The 22,284-nt window shown below is 69.3% G+C and carries 15 protein-coding genes and 2 pseudogenes; 9 read left to right on the top strand and 8 right to left on the bottom strand.

The window, feature by feature from the left end:
• Positions 1 to 42: 42 nt before the first annotated feature.
• The 5 genes from LDO27_RS18220 to LDO27_RS18200 all read right to left on the bottom strand — a co-directional run bounded on the left by LDO27_RS18220 (position 43) and on the right by LDO27_RS18200 (position 6,419).
• Positions 43 to 1,278 carry an NAD(P)/FAD-dependent oxidoreductase gene (locus LDO27_RS18220; protein WP_224043232.1) on the bottom strand — a complete coding sequence of 412 codons (1,236 nt, stop codon included), beginning with the start codon at positions 1,276 to 1,278 and terminating at the stop codon, positions 43 to 45.
• Positions 1,275 to 1,646: a nitrite reductase small subunit NirD gene (gene nirD / locus LDO27_RS18215; RefSeq protein WP_224043229.1), complete on the bottom strand. Its 372-nt coding sequence runs from the start codon at positions 1,644 to 1,646 to the stop codon at positions 1,275 to 1,277. Before nirD ends, LDO27_RS18220 begins: the two co-directional genes overlap by 4 nt.
• Before the next feature lie 50 nt (positions 1,647 to 1,696).
• The gene (gene nirB, locus LDO27_RS18210; protein ID WP_224043227.1) at positions 1,697 to 4,264 is read right to left on the bottom strand and encodes a nitrite reductase large subunit NirB; all 2,568 of its coding nucleotides are present in this window, start codon (positions 4,262 to 4,264) and stop codon (positions 1,697 to 1,699) included.
• Positions 4,265 to 4,306: 42 nt separating this feature from the next.
• Entirely contained in the window at positions 4,307 to 5,617 is a 1,311-nt protein-coding gene (locus tag LDO27_RS18205; protein WP_222207472.1) for an MFS transporter, read from the bottom strand.
• Between the two features lie 313 nt (positions 5,618 to 5,930).
• Positions 5,931 to 6,419: a winged helix-turn-helix transcriptional regulator gene (locus LDO27_RS18200; RefSeq protein WP_224043226.1), complete on the bottom strand. Its 489-nt coding sequence runs from the start codon at positions 6,417 to 6,419 to the stop codon at positions 5,931 to 5,933.
• A gap of 87 nt (positions 6,420 to 6,506) precedes the next feature.
• Between LDO27_RS18200 and LDO27_RS18195 the strand changes: the two genes are divergently transcribed.
• From LDO27_RS18195 to LDO27_RS18160, 9 genes and pseudogenes are all read left to right on the top strand, one after another.
• A complete protein-coding gene (locus LDO27_RS18195; RefSeq protein WP_224043224.1) occupies positions 6,507 to 7,115 on the top strand; it encodes a GNAT family N-acetyltransferase in 609 nt (202 codons plus the stop codon).
• A gap of 95 nt (positions 7,116 to 7,210) precedes the next feature.
• On the top strand, positions 7,211 to 7,924 hold the full coding sequence (locus tag LDO27_RS18190; protein WP_224043222.1) for an SDR family NAD(P)-dependent oxidoreductase: 714 nt from the start codon (positions 7,211 to 7,213) through the stop codon (positions 7,922 to 7,924).
• Between the two features lie 178 nt (positions 7,925 to 8,102).
• Positions 8,103 to 10,061 carry a methyl-accepting chemotaxis protein gene (locus LDO27_RS18185; RefSeq protein WP_224043220.1) on the top strand — a complete coding sequence of 653 codons (1,959 nt, stop codon included), beginning with the start codon at positions 8,103 to 8,105 and terminating at the stop codon, positions 10,059 to 10,061.
• A gap of 97 nt (positions 10,062 to 10,158) precedes the next feature.
• Positions 10,159 to 11,223 carry a type IV toxin-antitoxin system AbiEi family antitoxin gene (locus LDO27_RS18180; RefSeq protein WP_224043218.1) on the top strand — a complete coding sequence of 355 codons (1,065 nt, stop codon included), beginning with the start codon at positions 10,159 to 10,161 and terminating at the stop codon, positions 11,221 to 11,223.
• Between the two features lie 207 nt (positions 11,224 to 11,430).
• Positions 11,431 to 11,565, top strand: coding sequence for a hypothetical protein (locus LDO27_RS25600; RefSeq protein WP_267920424.1), 135 nt, complete (start codon positions 11,431 to 11,433; stop codon positions 11,563 to 11,565).
• A gap of 176 nt (positions 11,566 to 11,741) precedes the next feature.
• On the top strand, positions 11,742 to 12,599 hold the full coding sequence (locus tag LDO27_RS18175; protein ID WP_222207481.1) for an SDR family oxidoreductase: 858 nt from the start codon (positions 11,742 to 11,744) through the stop codon (positions 12,597 to 12,599).
• 121 nt (positions 12,600 to 12,720) lie between these two features.
• Positions 12,721 to 12,894: pseudogene (locus LDO27_RS18170) on the top strand (acyl-CoA dehydrogenase family protein); the annotation flags it as partial.
• 65 nt (positions 12,895 to 12,959) lie between these two features.
• A pseudogene (locus LDO27_RS18165) lies at positions 12,960 to 13,136 on the top strand (L-serine ammonia-lyase, iron-sulfur-dependent, subunit alpha); the annotation flags it as partial.
• Between the two features lie 200 nt (positions 13,137 to 13,336).
• On the top strand, positions 13,337 to 15,508 hold the full coding sequence (locus LDO27_RS18160) for an ATP-binding protein (RefSeq protein ID WP_222207485.1): 2,172 nt from the start codon (positions 13,337 to 13,339) through the stop codon (positions 15,506 to 15,508).
• Positions 15,509 to 15,549: 41 nt separating this feature from the next.
• Here LDO27_RS18160 and treY read toward each other — a convergent pair whose 3' ends face one another.
• From treY to glgA, 3 genes are all read right to left on the bottom strand, one after another.
• Positions 15,550 to 18,234, bottom strand: coding sequence for a malto-oligosyltrehalose synthase (gene treY / locus LDO27_RS18155; protein ID WP_224043216.1), 2,685 nt, complete (start codon positions 18,232 to 18,234; stop codon positions 15,550 to 15,552).
• 14 nt (positions 18,235 to 18,248) lie between these two features.
• A complete protein-coding gene (locus tag LDO27_RS18150; protein ID WP_224043214.1) occupies positions 18,249 to 20,237 on the bottom strand; it encodes a malto-oligosyltrehalose trehalohydrolase in 1,989 nt (662 codons plus the stop codon).
• 88 nt (positions 20,238 to 20,325) lie between these two features.
• A complete protein-coding gene (gene glgA / locus LDO27_RS18145; protein WP_224043212.1) occupies positions 20,326 to 21,984 on the bottom strand; it encodes a glycogen synthase GlgA in 1,659 nt (552 codons plus the stop codon).
• Positions 21,985 to 22,284: the final 300 nt, after the last annotated feature.

The following is a 22,284-nucleotide window of genomic DNA, read 5'->3' as shown; positions in this document are numbered from 1 at the left end:
GCGCTCTGCTAAGTCGGGAGAATGGGCGGCCGGACGCGGCGGTCACGCGGCGAGCGCCTCGCATTGGGCCTTGCCGAACAGCAGGCGGCTGCGCCAGGCCGACACCGGGGCGCCGGACTGGATCAGATCGAAATACCAGGGGCCGTCGCGCACATCGCCGTACAGCACGGCGCCCACCAGCTGGTCGCCCTGCAGCACCAGCCGCTTGTAGACGCCGCGGCGGGGATCGCGCAGCACCAGGTCCTCGCTGTCCTTGCCGCCGATGAAGTCGCCCGCCGAGTACAGGTCCAGGCCGGTCACCTTGAGCTTGGTCGCGGTGGCCTGCTGCACATAGCGGCGATGGCCGGCACCGGCCAGATGCGCGGCGCACACGCGCGCCTGGTCCCAGATGGGAGCGACGAGGCCGAAGGTGGCGCGGCGGTGCTGCACGCATTCGCCCACGGCGTAGATGCGCGGATCGAAGGTCTGCATGGTGTCGTCCACCACGATGGCGCGTTCGCAATGCAGGCCGGCTGCGCGCGCCAGATCGATGTTGGGGCGCACGCCGGCCGCCATCACGACCAGGTCGGCGGGAATGGCCGTGCCGTCCTCCAGCCGCACGCCCGTTACACGCGCCTCGCCTGTCAGCTCGGCGGTGTTGGCGTTCAGCAGGATGCGCAGGCCGCGCCGTTCCAGCGCGGCCTTGAGCAGCGCCGCGGCGGGTTTGTCGAGCTGGCGCTCCATCAGCGCTTCGCCCACGTGCACCACGGTGACCGACATGCCCTGGCGCAGCAGGCCGTTGGCCGCTTCCAGCCCCAGCAGGCCGCCGCCGATCACCACCGCATGGCGGTGATCGCGCGCGGCGGCCAGCATCGCTTCCACGTCCTGCAGATCGCGGAACGCGATCACGCCCTCCAGGCGATGGCCAGGCACCGGCACGATGAAGGGCCGGGAACCGGTCGCGAGCAGCAGGCGGTCGTAGCCGACCTCACGGCCAGACTGCGAGCGGACCCGCCGGCGCACGCGATCGATGGCGACCACCGGGTCGCCCGCGATCAGCTCGATGCCGTTGCGCGCATACCATTCGCGCGGATTCAGCATGATGTCGTCCACCGTCTTCTCGCCGGCGAGCACGGGGGAGAGCAGGATGCGGTTGTAGTTGCCGTGCGGCTCGGCGCCGAACACGGTGATGTCGTAGCGCTCGGGCGCCAGCGCCAGCAGTTCCTCGACCGTGCGCATGCCGGCCATGCCATTGCCGACCACTACCAGCCGCGGTCTGATGCTCGTGCGTGCGTTCATACGTTGACCCACACCTTGCCGTCGTAGACGCGGGCTGAGAACGCGTCCACCGAATGCTCGGGCGCTTCCAGGCATTCCCCGGTGCGCAGGTCGAAGTGATGCTTGTAGATGGGCGAGGCCACCACCAGCCGATCGCCGAGATTGCCGACCAGCCCGCGCGAGAGCACGGCGGCGCCCGCGTTGGGATCGTAGTTGGCGATGGCGAAGACCGCGTCGTCCTGGCCGACGCGGAACACGGCCACCTGGATGCCGTCCACCAGCGCGCACACGCCGGTGTTGGGGACGATGTCGCGCAGCGCGCAGACCGCGGTCCAGCTGTCCTGGGTGTGGGCCAGGTTCACGGCGTTCTCCATGACGGCGTTTTCCATTGGGTCCTGTGTGCTTGCGACATGCAGATTGGTATTGGGCATGGTCGACCTCACGCTGCCTTTTCCACCAGTACCCGGACGGGTACCGGGATGCCGCCGGCCCGATGGTGCTGGCGCTCGTCCAGCGTGGCCGGACGGATCTGGCCGCGTTCCTCGACAAACACCACGTTGTCGTCGGGCTGCGGGCTGTTGACGAAATGGCGGAAGCGCTGGCGCGTGGCCGGATCGGTCACGGCCTTCTTCCATTCGCATTCGTAGGTGTCTACCACATGCTGCATCTGGGCCTCCAGCTCCGCACCGAGGCCCAGGCTGTCGTCGATCACCACCGCCTTCAGGTAGTCCAGCCCGCCCTCGAGGTTGTCGCGCCAGACGCTGGTGCGTTGCAGGCGGTCGGCCGTGCGGATATAGAACATCAGCACGCGGTCGATGTAGCGGATCAGCGTGTCGTGGTCCAGGTCGCTTGCCAGCAGTTCGGCGTGGCGCGGCTTCATGCCGCCGTTGCCGCAGACGTACAGGTTCCAGCCCTTGTCGGTGGCGATCACGCCGATGTCCTTGCCCTGTGCCTCGGCGCATTCGCGCGTGCAGCCGGACACGCCGAACTTGATCTTGTGCGGCGCGCGCAGGCCCTTGTAGCGGTTCTCCAGTTCGACGGCCAGGCCCACCGAATCGCCCACGCCGTAGCGGCACCACGTCGATCCCACGCACGACTTCACGGTGCGCAGCGACTTGCCGTAGGCATGGCCGGACTCGAAGCCCGCGGCGATCAGCTCTTCCCAGATCAGCGGCAGTTGCTCGACGCGCGCGCCGAACAGGTCCACGCGCTGGCCGCCGGTGATCTTGGTATAGAGGCCGTACTTCTTCGCTACCTGGCCGACCGCGATCAGGCCCTCGGCGGTGACCTCGCCGCCTGGCATGCGCGGCACCACGGAGTAGGTGCCGTCCTTCTGGATATTGGCCAGGAAGTAATCGTTGGAGTCCTGCAGGCTCGCGTGTTCGGTCTTGAGCACGAACTCGTTCCAGCACGAGGCCAGAATGCTGCCGACGGTGGGCTTGCAGATATCGCAGCCCATGCCCTTGCCGTGCGCATGCAGCAGCGCGTCGAAGGTCCTGAAGCCGCCCACGCGGACCAGGTGGTAGAGCTCCTGGCGCGAGTACGGGAAGTGCTCGCAGAGATGGTTGTTGACGGCCAGGCCCTGCTTCTTCATCTCGGCCTTCATCACCTGCGTGACCAGCGGCACGCAGCCGCCGCAGGCGGTGCCGGCCTTGGTGCAGGTCTTGAGCGCGCCGATGCTGGTGGCGCCGTCGCACACGGCGGCGCAGATCTCGCCCTTGGTGACGTTGTTGCACGAGCAGATCTGCGCGCCGTCGGGCAGGGCGTCCACGCCCAGGCCGGGCTTGGCTTTGCCGTCGGAGGCCGGCAGGATCAGGAATTCGGGCGATTCCGGCAGCGCGATGCGGTTCAGCATCATCTGCAGCAGCGTGCCGTATTCCGCCGCGTCGCCGATCAGCACGCCGCCCAGCAGGTACTTGCCGCACTCGGAGACCACCAGCTTCTTGTAGACCTGCTTGCGTTCGTCGGTGAACTGGTAGGCGCGCGCGCCCGGCGTGCTGCCGTGCGGGTCGCCGATGCTGGCGACGTCCACGCCCATCAGCTTGAGCTTGGTGCTCATGTCCGCGCCGTTGAAGGCCGCGTCGCGGCCCAGCAACTGGTTGGCCGTCACGCGGGCCATGTCGTAGCCGGGGGCGACGAGCCCGAAGATCTTGCCCTGCCATAGGGCGCATTCGCCGATGGCATGGATATCGGGGTCCGAGGTGCGGCACGCGTCGTCCACCACGATGCCGCCGCGCTCACCGACCGCCAGGCCCGCGTTGCGGGCCAGTTCGTCGCGCGGGCGGATGCCGGCGGAGAAGACGATCATGTCGGCATCCAGATGGCTGCCATCGGCAAAGCGCATCCGGTGCGTGCCGGTTTGGCCGTCCACGATCTCCAGCGTGTTCTTGCGCGTGTGCACGGTCACGCCCAGTGCCTCGATCTTCCGGCGCAGCATGTCGCCACCGCCGTCGTCGACCTGCACGGCCATCAGCCGCGGCGCGAACTCCACCACATGCGTCTCCAGCCCCATGTCGCGCAGGGCCTTGGCGCATTCGAGCCCGAGCAGGCCGCCGCCGATCACCACGCCGGTCTTCGAGCGCGCGCCGCACTCGCGCATCGCCTCGAGATCCTCGATGGTGCGGTAGACGAAGCAGTCCGCGCGGTCCTTGCCGGGCACCGGCGGCACGAAGGGATAGGAGCCGGTGGCGATCACGAGCTTGTCGTAGTCCAGCGTCTCGCCGGTCGAGACCGTGACCTTGCGCGCGGCACGGTCGATGCCCGTGGCACGGGCGTTCAGGCGCAGCAGCATGTCGTTGCGCTCGAAGAAGCCGGCCTCGACCAGCGACAGGTCTTCGGCCGACTTGCCGGCGAAGAATTCGGACAGGTGGACGCGATCGTAGGCGGGACGTGGCTCCTCGCACAGCACCGTCACGTCGAGCGGGCCGGTGCTGTCGGCGCGCGCGTCCGCGAGGCATTCCAGCAGCTTGTGGCCGACCATGCCGTGACCGATGATGACTAGCTTCATGATGGCGTTTCCTCTGTGGAGATTGTCTTGTACGTCGGCCGCTCAGCCGGCCAGGGCGTTGTCGTAGAGCGCCTGCTCGCGCGCCTTGTGGTCCGCGCTGAAGCGCACGGCGATGGCGCACAGCGCGGACAGGGTCGCCAGCACGCCCAGCACGAACAGCGTCTGTTGCAGGTCGCCCAGGCCCTTCATCAGGAAGCCCGCGGCCACCGCGCCGGCGTTGCCGCCCGCGCCGATGATTCCGGACACACCGCCCAGCGCCTTGCGGTCGATAAAGGGCACCAGCGCATAGGTCGCGCCGCACGCCATATGGGTGAACAGGCCGAACACCAGCATGGCCACCAGCGCCAGCGCCACGCTATGGGCCTGCGCGAACCACAGCAGCCCCAGGCCCTCGCCAAGGATCAGCACGAACAGCAGCGTGGAACGGGCGTCCAGGCCGCGGCGCATGGCGGCCTTGTCGGACAGCCAGCCGCCGAGCGCGCGGGCGAACAGCGCAAGCAGGCCGAAGCTCGCGGCGGCCAGGCCCGCGCTCTTGAGCGACAGGCCGAAGCGGTCGACGTAGTAGGTCGCGGCCACGTTGTGGATGAAGATCTCGACGCCGAAGCACGCGCCGTAGGTGATGAACAGCAGCCAGACGCGGTAGTTGGACGCGGCGGCGACGAAGCTGCCCCAGCCGCCCTTCTTGCCGCCGTCCACGGCGACGCCGCGGGCGCGCAGCTCGGCGTAGTTGCCCTCCGGGCAGTCCTGCGTGAAGCGCCAGTACAGCACCGCCATCACCAGCATCAGCACGCCGGGCACGATCAGCGCGAGGCGCCAGCCGAAGGCCTCGCTGACGCCGAGCATCAGGATGCCGCCCAGCATCAGCGGCATCAGCGCCTGCGCGGCGCCGCCACCGGCATTGCCCCAGCCCGCCGCCGCCGCGTTGGCCGTGCCCACCACGTTGGGCGCGAACATCACCGACGTGTGGTACTGCGTGATGACGAAGCTCGCGCCGACCGCGCCGATCAGCAGGCGGAAGAAGAGGAACACCTCGTAGCTCTGCGACATCGCCACGCCGAGCACCGGGATCGCGCCCAGCGCGAGCAGGCCGGTATAGGCCTTGCGCGGGCCGAAGCGGTCGCACAGCGGCCCGATGATCAGGCGCACCAGGATCGTCACGGCCACGGCGGCGATATTGATGTTCGCCACCTGGTCGTTGGTCAGCCCGAACTCGCCCCGCAGCATCGGCATCAGCGGCGCGCACGCGAACCAGCCGAAGAAGCAGACGAAGAAGGCCATCCACGTCATATGGAAGGCGCGCATCTGCGGGGTGCGGAAGTTCAACAGTTCGATGCGGGTTGCTTTGCCGGCCATCTCGACTCCGTAAACGCGAAAGGCGTCCCGAGGAAACCGGTCGGTGAGACCGGTCCAGGGGACGCCGTTGTCCTGGCGCTGGCGGTAAAGACCGCCAGCGTCGTCTGAAAAGAGGCGGACCGCCGTTGGTCCGCGCCCATTCATTCGCAAGCGGTGTGCCAGCGGTTTTTGTGGAGAAGGATGCGGTTTGGCCCGATGTCAGGCGCGATCGCGGTGCGTTGCTGCGCCGCAATGGGGAGGCCGGCGCGGGGCCGGCACGGGGATGGTGCGAAGGGGAAGGGCGGAAGTGGTGCGGGGAACCGGGGGCGGGCGGCTATTCCACGCGGTCCGGCGGTGCCGGTTCGTCGGGTAGCCGCTGTGCCGTCCTCACCAGTTGCAGATCCTCGATCGGCACCGGCCGGCCCTGCTCGTCGACGAGCATCGCGCGCACCCGCTGGCCGGACGACCGCGAGCGCACGTCCATCGGGCCGGAGCCGTCCTCGCTCAGATGCCGGTCTCCCCATTGCATCAGCCCGACCAGCACGGGCATCAGTTCGACGGCGCGCCGCGTCGGGCGGTACTCGAAGCGCTCGCGGGCCCCGGGCTCCCGGTAGCCGATCTTGCGCAGCAGCCCCGCCTCGGTCAGTGTCTTGAGCCGGGCGGACAACACCGCGGGGGAGCACTGTAGCCGCGCCCGGAAGTCCTCGAAGCGGCGCACGCCGTGGAACACGTCCCTCAGGATAAGAAAAGACCACTTCTCGCCGATCAGCGATAGCGCGGCGGCAATGGAACAGCGGGCGAGATCTTCAGGGGTGGCGTCCATGTCTGCAGATTAGCACGCTAACTTCATTTGCAAAAGTCAGGTTCCTGTCTATACTCTGGCTACGGAATTTGAATTCAGGAGCCGCCGATGATCCCCACCCCCCTTGCCCTGTTCGGGCCGTTCGACTTCCTGGGGCCCGCCGACTCCATCCCGGCCGGCCTGCCCACTACCTGGACGCTTAACGGCGGGCAGCGCGTGACGCTGCGCCGGGCCACGCTGAACGACCGCGCCGGCCTGCGCGACTTCGTGGCGTCGCTGTCGCGCGAAAGCCGCTACTACCGCTACCTCACCGGCGGGCGCGTGGCGGACGAGACCATCGACGCGATGGTGTCCGCGGGCGAGGCACTGGTCGTGGTCGCCGAGGTGGACGGCGAGGAGCGCATCGTCGGCAACGGCCATTGCGTGGCGGATGCCCGTCGCGTCGGCGAATTCGCGGTGGCGGTGGCCGATGCATGGCAGGGCAAGGGCATCGGGCGGCGGCTGATCCGCCGGCTGGTCGCCTCCGCCCGGGAAGCGGGGCTCCGCATGCTGCGCGGCGATGTGCTGAGCGAAAACCGCCGGATGCTTGCGCTGCTGCGCGATGCGGGTTTCTCCACCCGGCGCAATCCGGACGACAGCCTGCTGCATGAGGCCAGCATCGCGCTCGATGCGCCGCCGCGTACGGCACTGCCGGCGGACTGGTTCGCCGCCCGCTGAGGCGGTTTCCATAGCCGGCCCTCCCGGCGTAAGGTAGCGTTCTGGTGCCCCGCCGGAATATCCACCGGCCAACGACTACCTTCCGGAGCCCGACCATGTCCGCCACCTCGCCTCGTCATATCGTCATCACCGGAGCCGCCGGCGCGCTGGGCCGCGCGGTGGTGGAGCGTTTCGCGGCGCAGGGCGCGCGCCTCGCGCTGATCGATCGCGATGCCGCGCCGCTGCGCGCCGCCTTCGCGGGCCGCGAGGGCGATGCGGGATGGCTGCTGCTTGGCGCCGACGTGACCTCGGCACAATCGATGCGGGATGCGGCGAACTCGATCCGCGAGGCCTGTCCCCGGGTCGATGCCGTCGTCCACGTGGCGGGCGGCTTCGAGATGGGCGAGCCGACGCACGCGCTCACGCGCGAATCGTGGATGCGGATGATGGACCTGAACGCATGGTCCTTCGTCGCCGTCACCGGGCCCTTTATCGACGGCATGGTGCGGGCCGGCGGCGGCAAGGTGGTCGCCGTGTCGGCGCGCGGCGCCGCCAGCGGCGCCGCGGCCATGGGGGCCTACTGCGCGTCCAAGAGCGCATTGCAGCGGCTGGTGGAAAGCCTGTCGCACGAGGTGCGCGCGGCGGGCGTCAACGTCAACAGCATTGCGCCCGGCATTCTCGATACGCCGGCCAATCGCGCGGCCATGCCGGCAACCGATCCCGGCACCTGGGTGGCCACCGAGGCCGCCGCGGAAGCGATCGCCTTCCTGGCTTCCGACGCCGCGCGCAGCATGCACGGCCGCCATCTCGTGCTCGACGGCCTGTCCTGACGACGTCTCCACGCTGGTGCGCGGCGCGCCAAAACAGGCGCCATGGTTGGGAATCGCGCACCGCGCCCGTGCTCCGTTGCACGGCTTTTGCGCCAGATCAGGGAACTTGCGCCGCGCGCTTCAGCCGCCCCCGTTGCCGCCGATACAAAACGTATCGACAGCACTGAAGGGACCCTAGATGCAAGCGTTGCTGACCCCCGCCGTTCATCTGATGGCGCGGCTTTCCATTGTGCGCAAGCTCACGCTGCTTGCCGCACTGTTCGTGGTGCCGCTGGCCGGCGCACTCTATGTCGCGCTCGACGAGCAGGCCCGATCGATCCATGCCACGCAAGACGAACTCTCCGGCCTCGCAGTCGTCCAGAGCGCGCTCGACTTCATGCGCGAGGTGCAGGTGCGCCGCGGGGCGTCGGCGTCCGTGCTCGCCGGCAATGCAGCGTTCCGCCCGGTCTACGAGGCGGCCGACGGCAAGGCTGCCGCGCACCTGGACCGGCTCGTGGCAAATGCGGACGCAGCGGAAGCGGCGGGCGCCGCAGGCATCGCCACACCGGCCGCCGAGACGGCGCGCGCGTGGAAGGCGCTGCGCGATACCGGACTGGACGGCCCGGCGGGCCCGCTGTTCCAGCGCCATACCGATCTCGTCAAACAGGTGCGGCTGTTCATTGCCGACGTCGCCGACCTGTCGTCGCTCGCGCTGGACCCGCAGGGTGGGTCCTACTACCTGATCAACCTGATGGTGGCGCCGATGCCGCGGCTTGCCGAACTCGCCGCGCTCGCCCGCGGCCGTGGCGCCGCGATCATCAGCCAGGGCGGATTCTCGGACGCCGCCCAGCAGGCCGAACTGGCGGCGCTGTCCGAACAGATCCGTGACGGCCTCGAAACGGTGCGGCGCGACGGCCAGCGCGTATTGCGCGGCGCGCCGGAGCACCGCGCGCAAGTCGATGCGGCGCTGGCGAGGCTGGCCGCCATGGACGCCTTCCATGCAACGCTGAACACGCGGGTGCTGGGATCGAGCGGCATCAGCATCGAGGCCAAGGCGTACTTCGACGAAGCGACGCAGGCCATCAACGGCGTGTCGGCCGCCAATCAGTCGTTCGCGGCCATCACCCGGCAGATGCTGGAGGAACGCCTGGACCGCGACAGGTTGCGGCTGTACGGCCTTGCCGCCATCGCCGCGCTGACGGTGGGCGGCGCGTTCTATCTGTTCGCCGGCTTCAGCCGCGGCGTGCAGCAGGATGTGCACGAGGTGGCGGCCATCGTCGCGCGCGTCAACGAGGGCGACCTCACGGTACGGATGGACGTGGGCGGACGCGACGAGCTGAGCCAGGTCAAGCGGCATCTGATGTCGCTGGTATCGACATGGCGGAGCCTGATCCGCGATACCAAGATCGGCGCGGAAAACGTGCTGGTGGCGGCCGAGGAAATCGCCCAGGGCAACCAGGACCTGTCGCAGCGCACCGAGCAGCAGGCTTCGGCCCTGGAGGAAACCGCCGCCAGCATGGAACAGATGACCGCGATCGTGAAGCAGAACGCCGATAACGCCGGGCAGGCCAGTGCGCTCGCCGGCGAGGCTTCGGGGCTGGCCGCGGCCGGTGGCGACGTGGTCGCGCGCGTGCGGGACACCATGGCCGGCATCCAGGCCGACTCGCAGCGCGTGGTGGACATCATCGGCGTGATCGACGGCATTGCGTTCCAGACCAATATCCTAGCGCTCAACGCCGCGGTGGAAGCCGCCCGCGCCGGCGAGCACGGCAAGGGCTTCGCCGTGGTTGCCTCCGAAGTGCGCAGCCTCGCCCAGCGCTCCGCCAATTCGGCCAAGGAGATCAAGACACTCATCTCGCAGTCCGCCCAGCGCATCGAAAGCGGCTTCGTACTCGCCAACGAAGCCGGCGAAACCATGACCAATATGGTCGCCGCCGCCAGCCGCGTCACCGCCGTGACGCGCGAGATCAGCCAGGCGTCGAGCGAACAGAGCGGCGGCATCGCCCAGGTCGGCCAGGCGGTATCCCAGATGGATCAGGTCACGCAGCAGAACGCGGCACTGGTCGAGCAGGCCGCCGCCGCGGCCCAGGCGCTCAAGGACCAGGCGCGCAGGATGGAGCGGGCGGTGGCGGTATTCAGGTTGGAGGAGGCAGCCTGAGGAGTACGGGCGCGGTCGTTTCCGCCGGGCGACCTTGACCCCGCGGCCCGGTGTTCATAATATTTGTTTGTTCACGTTACGTGAACAAACATAAAAAATGAACGACGGCATGGCCACTGATAAGCTTTCCCCCCGCGATCTCGCGTTGCTGACCGCCGCACTTGCCGCCCTGGAAGCGGGAACCGGCGTCACGGCACGGGTGCTCAACAAATCCGTCTTTTCCCAAGGTGCGGCGGATGCCGTTGTCGAGCTGTCGCTTGGCCGGCGCAAGCAGCGCTACTTTGCGCTATGCAAGGCGATCGTCGACCGTGAGAGCACGCTCGCCTTGGCCAAGCATCGGCTCGACGCCCTCGATGGCCCGGCGCTTCTCGTGGCGCCATATCTAAGCCCGCAGATGGCGTCGAAATGCCGGGCGCTGGACCTGCAGTTTGCCGATGCCGCAGGCAACGCCTATCTGAACGGCGAGGGCCTCCATGTGTTCGTCAGCGGGCAACGGCCGACCGCGGCCGCCGCCCCCCTGACGCACCGTGGTGCTTCCAGTCCGTCCGCGATGCGGATGGTGTTCGCCTTGCTCGCACGGCCCGCCTTGCTTCAGGCCTCGTATCGGGACATCGCCGACGCGGCGGGCATCGCGCTCGGCAGCGTCGGAGCCGTGTTCGCGGCGCTGGGCGAACGCGGCATGCTGGTTGGTTCCGGCCGCTCGGGACCCCGCAGATTCACCGCGCCCGGGAGCCTGGTCGATGAGTGGGTCGCCGCCTATCCCGCCGTTCTCCGCCCGAAGCTGCACGCGCAGCGCTTCGAGGCACCGGACGCAGGGTGGTGGGAGCACGCAGACGTCGCCCAAGCGCAAGCCCGCTGGAGCGGGGAGGTTGCCGCTTTCCGCATGCACGGCTACCTGAAGCCTGCTACACAGACACTCTACGTGGCTCCCGATGCAATGCCACGGGCGCTGAGGCGCCTGGTATCGGCCCATCGCCTCAGGCCACAACCCGCGGGGCCGGTGGAAATCGTCGAGGCATTCTGGGATTTCGGCGATGGGGGCCCGACAGTTCCGCCGCTGCTGGCCTACGCCGACCTGATGGCCACTATGGACCCGCGTAACAGGGAGGCGGCGACGATGATCCGCGACCACGAAATCCAGCATGTACTCGATCAGTTCTGACCGGCCGTTGGCGAGCGTTACCCTGAGCATCCTGCGGGTGGTCGACCGGGTTGCCAAGACCCACGGCGTCGACTATTTCGTAATCGGCGCCACGGCCCGAGACATCTTGCTGACCCATGTGTTCGGCATGCCAAGTGGACGGGCCACCCGCGACGTCGATTTCGCCTTGGCTATACCGGCCCTGCGATTCGCGCACGGTGCCAGGCCATGCTCGACACCCCTGCGCTTCGAGATCGACTCACCGTTCAGATGGCCCGCGCAAGCGGCGGGATCGACGGCGCCTTGGCTGGTGCGGAACAGACCCTCGCGCATTTCGAGCGCGGTCTGCGGCTGGCCGGCTAGCTGCCTGAGTAACGTTTGCACCACGCTGTAAGGAATGCGAACGCCGCTGGCGACCGCGGCGGCGCGAGCCCGCCATCCACCGTTCCATCGCACGGGGCACGGAAGTTGCGGCCATGGGAGGTTCACGCCCACGCCAGCCGTGTGGTTCCGTCCCCCTTAGCGATAGGAGCATGGATATGAGCACGCCCAAGCAAGTCCCACCCCAGCACCAGGAACGGCAGCCCGGTCTCGAGAGCGAGATGCATCCGAAGCCGGACAGCGGCGCGGACGATTACGTCGGCAGCGGCCGGTTGAGCGGCAAGGTGGCGCTGGTCACCGGCGGCGACAGCGGCATCGGCCGCGCGGTGGCCGTGGCCTTCGCGCGCGAAGGCGCGGATGTCGCGGTGTCCTACCTGGACGAGCACGAGGACGCGAAGGAGACCGAGCGCCTGGTCAAGGAAGCCGGCAAGCGCTGCCTGCTGCTGCCCGGCGACCTGGCCGACAGCAAGCACGCGGCGAGCATCGTGGAGCGCACGGTCAGCGAACTCGGCAAGCTGGACATCCTGGTCAACAACGCGGCCGAGCAGCATCCGCAGAAGGAGCCGGAGTCGATCGACGATGCGCAGCTCGAGGCGACCTTCCGCACCAACATCTTTTCGATGTTCCATGTCACGCGCGCGGCCTTGCCGCATCTGCAGAAGGGTTCGGCCATCGTCAACACCACGTCCGTGACCGCCTACCGCGGCAGCGCGCACCTGCTGGACTACTCCGCCACCAAGGGCGCGATCGTGTCGTTTACCCGTTCGCTCGCGCTGCAGGTGGTCAAGCGCGGCATCCGCGTCAATGGCGTGGCGCCGGGCCCGATCTGGACGCCGCTGATTCCGTCCACCTTTACCCCGGAAGAGGTCGAGAAGTTCGGCAAGTCCACCCCGATGGAGCGCCCCGGCCAGCCGTTCGAGGTCGCCGCGGGCTATGTGTTCCTTGCCTCCAGCGCGGCGAGCTATATCACCGGCCAGGTGCTGCATATCAATGGCGGCGAGGTGATCAACGGCTAGCGCAAGGCCGGATGGCTGGACGTGCGCGGCGCCCCCAACCATCGCAACGCGGCGCAGTGGCCGGACCGCCCGATCGGCTTCGTGACGTACTCCGGCGCCCACGATCCGGTGGCCCTGCGCCTGCGCGACTTTCTCCAGTCGCTCACGCGCGATCCACGGCAACGTGGGGGTGACCCGCAATCATCCGGTGGAATTCATCTTTCGCAGGCTGCGGCTCTATCGCATCGTCACGGGTACCAGCGAGATCCAGCGCAATACCATCGCGAAGGAAATCATCCGGCAGGCAGAACACTAGGCATGGCGGTCAGGGTCTTCGACCCGTTCAAGTTCGGCATCGGACCTTTGCGGTTCGCATACCGTGCCCTGGCCGCGGTCAAGGCTGCCGATGCCGCCCGCCAGGCGCGGCACGGCAACGGGGCGCGTCACGTCAGCCTGGACACGGTCATCCGGATCATGCGGGAAACCGGCGCGGACATGCTGACCAAGTACAAGGAGACATCACGGGGCGGGCTGGCCGTCAATATCGTTGCGTGCTGACAGGGGTAAAAGCTACAAGATCGAGAAAGTCGGCGGGGGCAGGGTGTTGTACGGCACAATGGCGTATCCTTTGGCGCCGGTGGCGCCAAAGGCTGCCTTGAAGTTCTTACATCCCGTTCTAAGCTGTGAGGTTGTTGGAGCAGGCTGTGCCCCCGGGCGCAGGGGGCGGAAGACAGAGCTGACATCACCCCGCTGTATCCATGCCGCCAACCTTCTTCGGAACGCACGACTATTTCGCCACGCAACGGCGCACGCTGCGCGCATTGCTTGCGGGCGCCATCCTGTTTCCGGCCGCCGTGCTGGCGTTCTGGGCGTGGTTCTCCATGCGGGATGCGTTTTCCGAGGCGGAGAAGCAGACTGCCCGGCTCGCCCGGGTCATCCAGGAACACACCCGCCAGGTCTTCGAGGGCAACCACCAGATCAATAGCCGGGTCCGGGAGGTCACCCAGGGCCTGAGCGACGCCGACGTGGCCCGGCACGAACGCGACATTCACGTGCGGCTGGCCGACGTCAGCGGCGGCGTGGTGCACGCCTCGTCGCTCTCCATCTTCGGCGCGGACGGCACGCTGCTGGCCAGCAGCCGCTTTTACCCGGTGCCCAAGGTCAATATCGCGGACCGCGAGGAATACAAGGCGATCGTGGTCGACAAGCAGCCCTTTCACGTTTCCGGCGTGGTCGTGGGCCGCGTGATTTCCGAGCGCATCTTCAATGCCAGCATGCCGCGCCTCGGCGCCAACAAGGAGGTGGTCGGCATCGTGGCGGTTTCGCTGCGGCCCGCTTACTTCACCGCCTTCTACAAGGACGTACTGAGCCAGGACCGGCTTGCCACGGCGGCGCTGGTGCGCCGCGATGGTGCGGTGCTGGCGGCCTACCCGAGCAGCACGCCCGCGACCGCTTCGGCGCCCATCGTGCAGCGGCTGCAGCATGCCTATGGCCGCGAGGGCGACGCGGTGCTGCGCACGGCGAGCGTGGCGGGCGAGGACAGCATCGTGGCGCACCGCGCCGTGGGCAGCGGCGTGCTGAACGCCGTTGTCAGCATCCCGGTCAAGGCCATTCATGCGCAATGGCGGCAGCAGCTGTACGTGGCCGCGGTCATTGCCGCCGTGCCGGCGTTCGCGCTGTGGGCGCTGATCTGGATGAGCCTGCGGCGCCTGACGCGGGAGGAAGAGGCGTATTCCCGCTGGCAGGAGGAGGTCAACAAGCGGCAGGAGGTCGAGGAGCGTTACCGGCAGTCGCGCAAGCTCGAGGCCATCGGCCAGCTGATCGCCTCGGTGGCGCACGACTTCCGCAACGTGCTGTCGGTGATCTCGTTCAATACCGACCTGATGATCCTGCGGCCCAATGCGCCGCGCGACAAGCCGCTGGCCGGCATCAAGAAGGGTCTCTCCAGCGGGGTGGCGCTGACGAGCCAGCTGCTCGGCATGGCCAGGAAGCGCGAGTACCGCAAGGAAGTGTTGCGCCTGGCGCAGGAACTGGACGGGTGGACGCCGCTGATCCGCTCCACGCTCGGCTCGCGCATCCAGTTGCGCTACGACATCGCCGCCGATTGCTGGGAGATCCTGGCGGATCGGGCGGAGCTGGAACTGGCGCTGCTCAACCTGGCCGCCAACGCCCGCGATGCGATGCCGGACGGCGGGCTGTTCGAGGTGTCGGCGAGCAACGTGCGGCTCGATGGCCGGGGCCCGCATGGCCTCGAAGGCGACTACGTGCGCATCTCGGCCCGGGATACCGGCAAGGGCATCCCGCCGGAGCTCGTCGAGCGCGTGTTCGAGCCATTGTTCACGACTAAGACCGCGGGGCTCGGCACCGGCCTGGGATTGAGCCAGGTGCGCGAATTCTGCACCGAGTGCAATGGCGTCGCGGTGATTTCCTCGCGACCGGGAAGCGGCACGGATGTCCAGCTCTATCTGCCGCCCGCCCCGGGCAGCGAACTGGCGTTCGCGCCCGCGGCGCCCGCGCGGGCGGCCGCGCGGGGCGTGGCCAGCGTGATGATCGTGGCCGAGTCGCTGGCCACGGTGGCCGGGGCGGTGGATTCGCTGGAGGCGGCCGGGCACGAGGTGCTGCTCGCGACCGATGCGACCCACGCGCTCGCCGTGGCCGACCAGCATGGCGTGGACCTCGTGCTGGCCGATGCGCGGCTGGGCGCCGACAGCGGCGGCGCGGCGCTGCGCGAGCGGCTGCGCCGGCGGTTCCCCTTCCTGCCGGTCGTCCTGATGGCGGACGAGGCCGATCTGTTCGCGATGTCGTCCACCTCGGGCTGGCCTTTCCTGCTCAAGCCCTGGAACGTCCAGACCCTGTACAAGGCCGGAATCCTGGCTTCGCCGTCGTCGCGCGGCGAGGCGCAGTCCGCGCGCCCGGGGGCGCAGGCCTGAGCGCCCCGCCGGCCGCGTGAGCGGCCGGCGGGGCAACGCCGTCAGGCGCGCATCAGCAGCGCGACCGGCAGCGTGTGCAGCACGTCCGCGACGCGCAAGCGTCCATCGACGGCCGTGACGGTGCGGCCGGTCAGCGTCTCCACCCACTCCCCCGACTCCGCCTCGCCAACGTTCAGCGTGGTGTCGCCCCATGTCGCGGTGGCGATGCGGGGACTGTCCGCGCTCACGTAGCGGGCGCAGAGCCGGGCCGTGACCGTGATCGCGCGGGCGGCGCCGCGCCGGCGTTCGAACGCGAAGACGTTGCCGGGCAGGGGACTTTCGCAACGCAGTTCGCGATAGGCGCCCTCGCTGAACAACGCCTCGTGTTCGCCCCGCCGGGCCAGCACGCGCCGGATCAGCTGGGTCTTGACGCGGCCATCGCGCCAGCCATCGAGCCAGGCATCCCAGCCCGCGGTGCATTCGAGGTTGCGGCGCAGGTGCTCGAAGTCGACCGGCCGGCGATTGTCCGGATCCACCAGGCTGAAGTCCCACGTCTCCGTGCCCTGGTAGCGGTCGGGCACGCCGGGCGCGGTCAGCTCGATCAACGTCTGCGCCAGGCTGTTCACGGCGCCGGCGGTAGCGATGCGGCGGGCGAACCCCGCGATGGCGGCCAGCGGTGTCGCCGCGTCGCCGTTGGCATCGGCGGTGCCGGCGGCGCTGTCCTGTTCGACGCAGGCGAACGCCAGGCCGTCGACGAACGCCGCGCAGGCTTCCTCGTACGCGGTATCGGGATGCGTCCAGTTGCCGTGCCGCTTGCCTTCGCGGATGGACTTCAGCTGCCACGCCTGCACCCGCTCCAGGAAGGCGCGCACGCCGGCCTGGTCCGACGGATCGAGATCGGGCGGCCAGGCGCCGACCAGCGTCTGGTACAGCATCAGGCGGTCCGCGCCATCGGGCGCCTGCCGCTCGGCGAAGCGGGGGGTGCAACGCTGCTCCCACTCGTGGACCACGCCGCTCCATTCCTCGGCCAGTTCGCTCAGCACTGCCAGCCGCATGCGCGTGTCCTCCCCGCGCTTGTGGTCGTGCGTCGCGGTCGCCAGCATCGCGCGCGGATATGCCTGCGCGCGGGCGGCCATGCGCGCGTGGAAGCGCTCGGGTTGCATCGCCAGCGTGGCGGGATAGCTGCCGACCTCGTTGCGCGAGAGCAGCCTGCCGTAGCGGTAGAACACCGTGTCCTCGCTGGCCTTGGCGGCCAGCGGCGGCATCAGTTGCTGCGCGCGGGCGCGCACGTCGCGCAGCGAAGGGCTGGTGTGCGGGCCGGCGCGCAGCCAGTTGACCAGCTGGTCCAGGGCGTCCGGCTCGTCCGGCGCGATGGTCACGCGCGCGCTTTCCGCGGCCGCTTCGAGGATCAGCTTGTCCTCGCGCGACCAGGAGCGCTCGCTCAGATAGGTGCGATAGACGTCCAGCGGTTCCATCAGCCCGGCCACCGCGCGCCGCAGGCTCGCCAGCGTCAGGTCGCGCGTTGCCGGTTCCTCGCGGGCGCAGGCATGCAGCCGCCGGCACAGGCCCTCGTATTCGGCGACCAGATGGCGCTCCAGCAGATAGCGCCGCGCTTCGCGCACCATGGCGGCATAGTCGGGGCGCTCGCCGGTCACGGCGTGCCACAGTGTGTCCAGCGCCGCCTCTCCCGCGCCGTCATGCAGCAGCGCGCCGACCTCGTTCATGAAGTCGTACCCGGTGGTGCCATCCACCTGCCATTCGGCGCGCAGCGTCTCCTGCTCGGCCAGGATCTTTTCCACGACGATCCACGGCTGGGTCAGCGCCCGCGCGACCGGCCGCTCGGCGGCGGCGGCCGTCAGGTGCGCGCGCAATTGCTGGCAATAGGTGCCGGGATCGGCGAGGCCGTCGACATGGTCGACACGCACGCCGTCGATCCAGCCCTCGCGCATCAGCCGCAGCACGAGCGCGTGCACGGCGTCGAATACCGGCGGCTCCTCCACGCGTACGCCGACCAGCTCGCTCACTTCGAAGAAGCGCCGCCAGTTCAGCTCCTCGGCGGCGGTGCGCCACCATGCGAGGCGGTAGTGCTGCTGCTCGAGCAGCTCGTGCAGCCGCGCCAGACCCGCGGGATCGCGCGCATCGAAGGTGGCGGGGGAGATTTCCGTGGCGGCGATGCTGTCCTCGGACAGCGGCAGGTCGTGGTCGCCGTAGCGCAGCGTGAACTGGCCGCGCGCATCGTCCCGCGCGACGGTGATGTCGCCCGAGCTCAGCGTTTCCCAGTAGGGCCGGCCCAGGATGGGCAGCAGCACCTTCCCGTGCAGATCCGGATCGGGCGAATGCCAGTCGATGTCGAAGTGATCGGCATAGGGGCTTTCCGCGCCCCGCGCCAGCACGTCGCGCCACCAGCCATTGTGGGCGGCGTTGGCCGCCATGTGGTTGGGCACGATGTCGATGATCAGGCCAAGGCCCGCGGCCTGCGCCTGCGAGGCGAAGGCCCGGAAGCCTTCCTCGCCGCCCAGCTCGGGGTTGATGGTGCCGAAGTCGGTCACATCGTAACCGTGGGTGGACCCGGGGCGCGCGCTGAAGATCGGCGACAGGTACAGGTGGCTGACGCCGAGCGCCGCGTAGTAGTCGATCTGGCGCGCAGCCTCCGCGAACGGGAAGCCCGCGTGCAATTGCAGTCTGGCGGTGGCGCGCGGCGGGTTGGGGTGGGGGGACGGGGAGACCGGAGCCTCTGTTTGCGGCATGGATGCTACCTCGATCAAACTTTGCGGCCCCCGGTCGATTCGTGCAGACAGGCGACGGTGACGGCCGGAAGAAGGGTGCCGGCGGCCAGCTCCTGCGCGGCGCCGTCCTCGCTTTCCGCGAGCAGGTCGCCTTCGACGGGGCTGGAACGCCTGACGGGTGTGTCGCCCAGGTTGACCCACAGGGTCAGCAGCGTGCCATCGCCCAGCTGCCACGTGGCCTTGAGCGCGGCGTCGCCGAGCAGCTCGACGCCGATCGCGCGGGTGCCGGGCAGGCGGGGCAGCAGCTCGCGCCGGCGCACCGTGATCATGGTGCGGTACAGCCGGGCCCAGGCATTGTCCGGGTCGATCGTGGGGCGCGAGGCGTCGAACGTCGCCGGGTCGTTGGGGTCCGGAATGCGCGCGGCCTGGTCGGCATCCTGGAAGGCCGGCATCGCGCCGAACTCGCGGCGCCGTCCTTCCCGCACTGCCTGGGCGAGTTCGGGCGGATGGCTGGTGAAGTACAGGAACGGTGTATCGGCGCCGCTTTCCTCGCCCATGAACACCATCGGGATATGTGGGCACAGCAGCTGCATCGTCACGGCGGCGCGGATGGCCTGCGGACGCGCGAGCTGCGTCAGCCGTTCGCCGAAGGCGCGGTTGCCGGTCTGGTCATGGTTCTGCAGGAACAGCATGAACGCGGTGGGCGGCAGCGACGCGCTGGGCTGGCCGCGGCGCACCGGCTGTCCGCCGGATTCCTCGGCGGCGGTGCGGAATGCCGACACCTCGCCCTGGTAGGCGAAGCCTTCGGCCAGAATGCGCGCCAGGTGCCGCATGGCCGGGCGGCCGCCGGCGCCGCCGACCAGCGCGCGACCATCGGAGGCGCCCTCCGCGGGCGCCGCGGAGTCCCCGGACGGCAGCGGGTTGGCGTAGTCCGCGTAGTAGCCGGCGTCTTCGCCGGTCAGCGCCACATGCAGCGCATGGTGCGCGTCGTCGTTCCATTGCGCGTCGTAGCCGCCGGCCAGCAGCTGCGCATCGTTATGGTCGTTCTCGAGCACCAGATGGACCTGGCGTTCGGCAAAGCGGGTGCGCAGGCGCTGCGCCAGTTCGGGCAGCCAGCCTTCGTCGACGATCGCGTGGACGGCATCGAGCCGCAGGCCGTCGAAGCGGAATGCGTCAAGCCAGTATTCGGCGTTCTCGGCGAAGAACGTGCGTACCTCCGGGCGGCGGAAGTCGATGGCCGGTCCCCACGGCGTGGGCACGTCGTCGCGGAAGAATGCGCTGGCATAGGTGGGCAGATAGTTGCCCTCGGGCCCGAAGTGGTTGTAGACCACATCGAGCAGCACCATCATGCCCAGCCCGTGGGCGTTGTCCACGAGCGCGCGCAGCTGGTCCGGGGTGCCGTAGCTGGACTCCGGCGCGAACGGCAGCACGCCGTCATAGCCCCAGTTCCGGCCGCCGGGAAACTCCGCCAGCGGCATCAGCTCGACGGCGGTGAAGCCCAGCGCCGCCAGGCGGGGCAGTTCGCGCATGGCGCCGGCGTAGCCGCCGAACAACCCCACGTGCATTTCGTAGACGATGGCTTCGTGCCAGGGGCGGCCTTTCCAGTACGGATGGCACCATTCGTAGCCGCTGGCGTCGATCACCATGCTGGCGCCGTGGACGTCGTCGGCCTGGGCGCGCGAGGCGGGGTCCGGGACGGTGGTGCCGTCGCCAAGCCGGAACCAGTAGCGGCATCCATTGCAGCAGGCGGCCACGGCCTCGAACCAGCCGGGTTCCACCTCCACCATGGGTACGGGGCCCAGGTCCTGGATTTCAAGGCGGGGCGCTTCGCCCTGGTTGGCGGCGTCGGGCGCCCACAGGCGGAAACGGGTGCGGCCATCCGGCAGCCGGGCCGGGCCGAAGCGGTAGCGCTCGGTCTGCGCATCGGCGCCGCCCTCGGGCAGCGCCTGGGCACCGAGCGTGGCCCACGCGCCGCGCCCCGGGGGCGCGTCGGGCGAAGCGGTGGTCGTTTGGGGTAGGGTCATCAGGAGCCTCTCAACAGTATTCGTGGGGCCGGATCACTCGACCCGGCCCATCCGCCCAGGGGGCGGCCCTTCGGCTCCGCGGGGCTCGCTAGACGGCCGCGGCCGGCAGCGGCTCGGCGACCGGCAATGCGCCGGCGCGCGGGGCCCGGGCAACGGCCCGTCCACCCGTGCCTGCCGCGCGCCGCGGCGCGCGCCGGGCCGGGGCAGCCGCCGGCTCGTTCGCCGCCGTTGCCGCCGCCAGTTCGGCTTCCGCGGCAAGGCGCGGGCTCAGGGCGGCGTAGAGCGACAGGTATTGCGCGGCGGGGCCTTCCCAGCCCCAGCGCGACTGCATGCCGGCGCGCTGCATCGCCCGCCATTCCCGGCTGCGCCCGAACCACTGCAGCCCGCGTTCGATGGCCGCGGTCATGTCGCCGACCTGCTCGCCGTCGAAGACGAAGCCGGTCGCGCCCGGCGCCGGCGCCGGGCCTTCGCCGGCATCGGTTACCGTATCGACCATGCCGCCAACCCGCGACACGATCGGCACCGTGCCATAGCGCATCGCGTAGAGCGGGGTCAGGCCGAACGGCTCGAAGCGGCTGCCATGGAGCAGCAGGTCCGCGCCGCCGTGGAGCAGGTGAGCGGCTTCCTCGCTGTAGCCGATGGAGACACCGACGCGGTCCGGATGCGCGGCGGCCAGCGCCATGAAGCCCTGTTCGAGCGTGGGATCGCCGCGCCCCAGGATCACGAACTGCACGTTGCCGCGCGCGGCGAGAACGCGCTCGATCGCCGGCAGCGCGACATCGGCCATTTTCTGGTGCGTCAGCCGGCTGCCCAAGGCAACCACCGGCGCGAAGGGATCGACCGGCAGGCCAAAGCGCCGCTGCAGCTCCGCCTTGCACGCGCGCTTGCCGGCGACGGAGCCCACCGTGTAACGCTGCGGCAGCAGGCCATCGTGCGCGGGGTCCCAGGTCTCGGTATCGACGCCGTTGGGAATCGCGCCGAGCACGTCGCGGCGCGCCTGCAGCAGACCCTCGAGTCCGTGCCCGAAGGCCGGCGTGAGGATTTCCTTCGCATACGTTTCGCTGACGGTGGTCACGCGGTCCGCATAGCGGATGCCGGCCTTCAGGAAATTGAGCTGGCCGTAGAACTCGGCGCCCTCGGGCCCCAGGCAGTCGTCGGGCACGCCCAGCGCCGGACCGAGGGCCAGCGGGAACAGGCCCTGGAACGCCATGTTGTGAATGGTGAAGAACGACGGCGTGGACAGGCCATGCGCCTTCATCAGCAGCGGCGTCAGCCCCGCGTGCCAGTCGTGCGCGTGCACAGCCTGGGGCACCGGCAACGCCGTGCGGCCCGCCGCGATGGCGACGGCGGCATGGGCCAGCGCGGCGAACCGCTGCGGGTTGTCGGCGAAATCGCGGCCGGTGGGATCGGTGTAGGGCGTGCCCGCGCGGTCGAACAGCGAGGGGCAGTCCAGCAGCGCGACCTGCACGGCGCTGCCGGGAAGCCGGCCGACCATCAGCCGCATGGAGGTGTGGCACGGCGGCAGTGCCAGGCCCCGGCCGGTCGGGACATCGTCAAGGCGCAGCGCGCCAAAACTGCGCAGATCGGTGGCGGCGGCAAGAGCTTGCGGATAGCCCGGCATCAGGATAGTGACGTTCAGACCGCGTTCTTGCAAGGAGCGGGCAAGGCCGCTGACCACATCGCCCAGACCCCCGGTCTTGGCCAGGGGCATCGCCTCGGCCGCGACGAAAAGCACGCTTGCGTTCAAGATGGACTCCGCATTTTTATGATGGAAAGAGATCGAAAAGGCATGTCGGGGTGCCGCGCCGGCACCCCGTGGCGGCTAACCGGCTGCGGCCTCCCGGTTTGTGTCGGCGTTGGCGGCGTCTTGTTGCGCCGCCAACGCGCGCATTGCCTATGCGAAGCCCATGCCAGGCCGGAGGGCCGATGAAAAAACGCGGCACCGCAGCGTTTACCGGCACCCATACGCGATCCGGCGTGCCGCATGCGATGGCAAGCCTTGGTATGGCGCTGTAAGAAATACATCGTCGGATGACACGCCCGGACC

The organism is Cupriavidus respiraculi, assembly GCF_914271545.1.
GTDB classification, from domain to species: domain Bacteria; phylum Pseudomonadota; class Gammaproteobacteria; order Burkholderiales; family Burkholderiaceae; genus Cupriavidus; species Cupriavidus respiraculi.
The sequence above is the reverse complement of the archived record's forward strand: the minus strand, read 5'-3'. Positions and strand labels throughout refer to the sequence as shown.

What these genes read in the sequence shown, in the direction of transcription:
- LDO27_RS18220 (WP_224043232.1), bottom strand. Translation starts at nt 1,278, where the DNA reads ATGAACGCACGCACGAGCATCAGACCGCGGCTGGTAGTGGTCGGCAAT.
- nirD (WP_224043229.1), bottom strand. Translation starts at nt 1,646, where the DNA reads ATGGAAAACGCCGTCATGGAGAACGCCGTGAACCTGGCCCACACCCAG.
- nirB (WP_224043227.1), bottom strand. Translation starts at nt 4,264, where the DNA reads ATGAAGCTAGTCATCATCGGTCACGGCATGGTCGGCCACAAGCTGCTG.
- LDO27_RS18205 (WP_222207472.1), bottom strand. Translation starts at nt 5,617, where the DNA reads ATGGCCGGCAAAGCAACCCGCATCGAACTGTTGAACTTCCGCACCCCG.
- LDO27_RS18200 (WP_224043226.1), bottom strand. Translation starts at nt 6,419, where the DNA reads ATGGACGCCACCCCTGAAGATCTCGCCCGCTGTTCCATTGCCGCCGCG.
- LDO27_RS18195 (WP_224043224.1), top strand. Translation starts at nt 6,507, where the DNA reads ATGATCCCCACCCCCCTTGCCCTGTTCGGGCCGTTCGACTTCCTGGGG.
- LDO27_RS18190 (WP_224043222.1), top strand. Translation starts at nt 7,211, where the DNA reads ATGTCCGCCACCTCGCCTCGTCATATCGTCATCACCGGAGCCGCCGGC.
- LDO27_RS18185 (WP_224043220.1), top strand. Translation starts at nt 8,103, where the DNA reads ATGCAAGCGTTGCTGACCCCCGCCGTTCATCTGATGGCGCGGCTTTCC.
- LDO27_RS18180 (WP_224043218.1), top strand. Translation starts at nt 10,159, where the DNA reads ATGAACGACGGCATGGCCACTGATAAGCTTTCCCCCCGCGATCTCGCG.
- LDO27_RS25600 (WP_267920424.1), top strand. Translation starts at nt 11,431, where the DNA reads ATGCTCGACACCCCTGCGCTTCGAGATCGACTCACCGTTCAGATGGCC.
- LDO27_RS18175 (WP_222207481.1), top strand. Translation starts at nt 11,742, where the DNA reads ATGAGCACGCCCAAGCAAGTCCCACCCCAGCACCAGGAACGGCAGCCC.
- LDO27_RS18160 (WP_222207485.1), top strand. Translation starts at nt 13,337, where the DNA reads ATGCCGCCAACCTTCTTCGGAACGCACGACTATTTCGCCACGCAACGG.
- treY (WP_224043216.1), bottom strand. Translation starts at nt 18,234, where the DNA reads ATGCCGCAAACAGAGGCTCCGGTCTCCCCGTCCCCCCACCCCAACCCG.
- LDO27_RS18150 (WP_224043214.1), bottom strand. Translation starts at nt 20,237, where the DNA reads ATGACCCTACCCCAAACGACCACCGCTTCGCCCGACGCGCCCCCGGGG.